This is a genomic window from uncultured Campylobacter sp. (assembly GCF_938018145.1).
GTDB lineage: Bacteria > Campylobacterota > Campylobacteria > Campylobacterales > Campylobacteraceae > Campylobacter_A.
The window spans coordinates 1-4,761 of record NZ_CALIII010000230.1 but is presented as its reverse complement, the minus strand read 5'-3'; the positions used below and the strand labels follow the sequence as shown (position 1 = coordinate 4,761).

At 45.1% G+C, this 4,761-nt stretch carries 4 protein-coding genes and 1 tRNA gene; 2 read left to right on the top strand and 3 right to left on the bottom strand.

Features of this window, described 5'->3' with window-relative positions; genetic code table 11:
* From Q0338_RS05240 to Q0338_RS05230, 3 genes are all read right to left on the bottom strand, one after another.
* On the bottom strand, positions 1-385 hold a 385-nt coding region (locus Q0338_RS05240), incomplete at its 3' end, for a NapC/NirT family cytochrome c (RefSeq protein WP_298085838.1).
* Positions 382-822, bottom strand: coding sequence for a cytochrome c3 family protein (locus tag Q0338_RS05235; RefSeq protein WP_298085837.1), 441 nt, complete (start codon positions 820-822; stop codon positions 382-384). The genes Q0338_RS05240 and Q0338_RS05235, both read right to left, overlap by 4 nt.
* Before the next feature lie 249 nt (positions 823-1,071).
* Positions 1,072-2,625 carry a flavocytochrome c gene (locus Q0338_RS05230; protein ID WP_298085836.1) on the bottom strand — a complete coding sequence of 518 codons (1,554 nt, stop codon included), beginning with the start codon at positions 2,623-2,625 and terminating at the stop codon, positions 1,072-1,074.
* Positions 2,626-2,960: 335 nt separating this feature from the next.
* Here Q0338_RS05230 and Q0338_RS05225 point away from each other — a divergent pair.
* A tRNA-Val gene (locus Q0338_RS05225) sits at positions 2,961-3,036 on the top strand.
* A gap of 481 nt (positions 3,037-3,517) precedes the next feature.
* Positions 3,518-4,761 (top strand): threonine--tRNA ligase (gene thrS, locus Q0338_RS05220; protein ID WP_298085835.1); only part of this gene is annotated, 1,244 nt, incomplete at its 3' end.

Sequence of the window (4,761 nt, the reverse complement as noted above, 5' to 3'; positions counted from 1 at the left end):
TCGTATGGCAGCTAACGCAACCGTTATCAAATACGAAGTGCTCTCTTTTCTCTCTGTTTTTATGCCAGTCTATAGCCTCCGGATCTTTAAAGAAATGAACGTATCCCTCCATTACTCCGTTTTTAGCTTTAGTTAAAACGTATTTAGCCAGGTTGTCGTGAGGTATGTGGCAGTCCACGCATTTAGCCCTTACTCCGCTTTTGCCTTTGCCGCTGTGAACGTCGTTACTATAAGCTATAACCATAGGATCCATCTCGTGGCATACTACGCAAAACTTCTCTCCGCTAGTTTCTTCTAGGGCGTAATGCACGGGAAGTACGACTAAAAACCCTATAATGCCGCTTACTAATATAATAAGCGCTAGTACTTTCTTTGAAATTTTCATGGCGTTACCCCCATCCATTGCGGAACTTCGTGTTCGTGGCACTCCGTGCACATATTGGTTGATTTTTTATGCTCGTTGTGGCACTCGTCGCAGTATAGCGTAGGGCCGTCGTGAACCGAGTTGTGGGGATTTGCTTTTAGCAGATCCATGTATTCTAGTCTTTTAGCTATCTTTTTCTTGTCGCCGTGACAGGATATACAGCCTTTATCGCCTATGGATTTAAATTTACTAGCGTCGTTTCCTTGTCCTTCGTGACAATCAAGACAGGTGAAGCTTAGCTTTTCGTGATGAGGCTTTAAAGGGTGTTTGGCTCGCAGCTCGTCGGTGACGTTAAGATCTACTAAAGACGTTATCTTTGCGCTTGGTGCACCTGCGCTAAATGCAAAAGAGCATAATAGCACAGACGCGCACAAGGCGAGAAACGCTTTGTGTTTCATGCGAATTCCTTTCGGATGTCAAATTTACAAATTTAACTGCAAATTCGGCTTTAAATTTAAAAAGATCGCAGGCTGAATTCTCGAATTTAGTCTTAAATTTAACCTGCGATACGAAATAAAAACGGATTATCGCGAGTTTTAGGCGAGGCGGATCTAAATTTTAGAGCGCAGATAGAACATTTCGTTCATCTAGCGATAAAATTTAGAACCAACGAAGCATAAACTCGCGAGAACTCCGTTTTACCAAATTTAGGCCAGATTTTCTCCGGCAATCATCCCAAACACTATACAATCGGTTATCGCAACCGTACCTAGCCTGCTCGCGCCGTGCGTGCCGCCTGTAATCTCGCCCGCTGCATATAGGCCAGGGATCGGCTTATTGGTCTTGCTTGAGATGACCTCGGCTTTGGTATTGATTTTTAGCCCGCCCATGGTGTGGTGAGGCTTCGGCGATAGGCGGATGACGTAGAACGGTCCTGCTTCGTTGATCTCGCTTAGCGCGCTTTCTTGTTTGCCAAATTCGTCTTTTTTAGCCTTGACGCCTTCGTTATATTTCTTGACGGTTTCTTTTAGCGCGTCTGCAGGCACGCCGTATTTTTTAGCGATATCATCCAGCGTAGCGCACTCGCCAACTATCTTGCCGCTACCCATGCCTTTTTGGATGATCTCTTCGCTTAGGTCTTTAAACGCCATTTTGGTGTCGGCGAAGGTTATCGGATATGCGCCCGGTTTTTCGCGTAAAATTTTAAACTCGGCGTCCGCGCGGGTTTTGCGGTCGGCTAGCTCGTTCATAAAGCGCTTGCCGGTGCGGATATCGACCGCGATGCCGTATTTAAAGGTGCCTTGCTGAGTTAGGATCGGAGCGGTGCCAAAGCCCTTTTCGTCCGGGCTCGCCCACGGACCAAACTGTATCCAGTCGACTTGCACCGGATACGCGCCGATCTCAAATGCTTTTAGCAGTGCGCCCGCAGTCGCTCCCGGATGGTTCGTGCTATCGACGTCGTCGGGGATGCGCGGGTCTTGCAGCTTGCGGAAAATTTTATCGCGACAAAAACCGCCGGCCGCTAAAACGACGCCTTTGTTCGCTTTTAGCGTTTTTTTCGTGCCGCTCGTGTTTTCTAGATCGTCGCTGTAAAGCTTATCGTCGAACCTATACTCTTCTCTGATCGTTACGCCCACGACGCGGCCGCTCTCATCTAGCACGAAGTCGTCAAATTTGGCGCGGCGGCGAAGCTCGCAGCCTTTGTCTTTTAGCGCTTCGAATTTCTCAAGCATCGGCTGGATGTAGCCTGAGCCGCTATCGTTTGTGGTTAGCAGCGAGCGAGCTACGGTGTGACCGCCGAAGTGCGCGCAGTGCTCTTTAAACTGAACGCCGTTTTCAACGAGGAAGTTATACGCGTCCATACCGCGATCAACCAAAGTCTCCAAAAGCTCGGTGTGGTTGATGCCAAGGCCGGCTTTTAGACAGTCTGCGATAAACAGCTCTTTGCTATCTTTGATGTTGGTTTTTGCTTGCACCGGATTGTTTGCGACCGCCATGCCGCCGCCATTGATTACGGAGTTGCCGCCGATGCGACCCATTTTTTCCAGGATTAGTACCTTGCTGCCTTTTTGCGCCGCTTTTAAGCCCGCCGCAAGCCCCGCAAAGCCCGAGCCGATGATGATCACGTCCCACTCTTCGTCAAATTTGACGTCTTTTGCGTTTAACGCGCTTGCTTGCGCATTTACCGCACCTAGCGCGAGTGCGCCCGCGCCCGCCACACCCAGCTTTAACAAATCGCGTCTTGACATTTGCTCTTGCATACATTCTCCTTTGGATGAAATATCATAACGGCATTATAATTATAATATCGTGAGTTTGCTGTGAGTTTTATTAAAAATTTGCTCTATCATAAATCTCCCTAAATTTAGGGGATTTAATGTAAATTTGACTAACGAGATATGAATTTATGAGATTTTATTTTTAAGATTTATCAAGATTTTTCTATTAAGGTATAATCTTTTATATAATTTTATTTTCAGATCGCAGAGTGCGATCAAATTTAACAAAATCCGATCGCACTCAAATTTCGCTTTTTACGAAAAATCGCAAAATTTAAGCTAATTTCAATATTATTTTGGGTAAATTTCCATTTTTCGGTCCCGTAGCTCAGTTGGTAGAGCACTACCTTGACATGGTAGTGGTCGATGGTTCGAGTCCATTCGGGGCCACCATTTCGCTTCTTTTGATTCAAATTTCATCAAATTTTACTTAATTCGTATCGTAAATCCAAACGTCAAATTTGCCCACTAAAGCCAAAATGTATTTATTTTCTAAATTTTAACTCGTTAGCGTCAAATTTGTGCAGGTTTTGGGAAATAAAATTTAAAGATTAAAGCGCAAAGGCAACCACTCCTTTGCGCAATTTGGGAGAAAAATGAATCAAAACAATGCAAAGACGAGATAAATGCATGATTCATTCGATGAAATATTAGCGATAGTTTTCTTAAAATATAATAAATTATATTGAGAATATTACCTATTTAACAATACTTAAATTTTAATCAATATATTCTATTATATTCAAAACTCAAATTTGACCGCCGTTTAAACCCAAATCAAATAAAACATTAAGTAAAGCTTAAAAACAATTTAGCTAAAATCCAACCCAATTCTTTCAGCGTAAGAAAGATGTTTCGATAAAAAGGACGCAAAATGAGCGATATCATCGCATACAAACTGGACGGAAACATAGTCGATACTCAGAGTATCAACGGGCGAGAAAACGCCGCAGAACCGATTTATTTTGACAACTCCCCAGACGCGCTAAACGTCATCAGGCACTCCTGTGCGCACCTCATGGCGCAGGCTATCAAAGAGCTTTATCCACAGGCCAAATTTTTCGTCGGACCAAACGTCGAGGACGGATTTTATTATGATTTTAAGGTCGACGAGGCCAACAGTAAGCTTAGCGACGAGGATTTAGAGGCGATAGAAGCCAAGATGAAAGAGCTAGCCGAAGCTAAGCTTGATATCGTCAAAGCAAGCTCCACAAAAGCCTTTATGAGCGATAAATTTAAAGACGACGAGCTAAAACAAGAGGTGCTAAAACGCATTCCAGAAGGCGAAGTCAGCAGCTACAAGCAAGGAAATTTCGAGGATTTATGCCGCGGACCGCACTTGCCAAATACCAAATTTTTAAAATTCTTTAAACTAACGCGAGTAGCCGGCGCGTATCTGGGCGGCGACGAGACGCGCGAAATGATAAACCGTATCTATGGCACAGCATTTGCCGACAAAGAGAGCCTAAAAGAGCACATCCGCATCATCGAAGAGGCCAAAAAACGCGACCACAGAAAGCTTGGCGTCGAGATGAAGCTGTTTACCTTCGACGAAGAGGTCGGCGGCGGCCTACCGATATGGCTACCAAACGGCGGACGTTTACGCTCCAAACTCGAGCAAATTTTATACAAAGCACACCGCGACCGCGGCTACGAGCCGGTTAGAGGCCCCGAGCTACTAAAAGCCGACGTGTGGAAAAAGAGCGGCCACTACGCAAACTATAAAGAAAATATGTATTTTACGACGATCGACGAGGCAGAATACGGTATAAAGCCGATGAACTGCGTCGGCCACATCAAGGTCTATCAAAGCGACATCCGCTCATACCGCGATTTGCCGCTTAAATTTTTCGAATACGGCGTCGTGCATCGCCACGAAAAAAGCGGCGTTTTGCACGGACTTTTCAGGGTGCGCGAATTTGCCCAGGACGACTCGCACATCTTTTGTATGCCGAGCCAAATCAAAGAAAATATCCTAGAAATTTTAAAATTTGCCGGCAAAATAATGGAAAATTTCGGCTTTCATTACGAGATGGAAATTTCGACCAAGCCTGCAAAAGCGATCGGCGGGGACGAAATTTGGGAAACGGCGACCAAAGCGCTAAAAGAAGCGCTTGA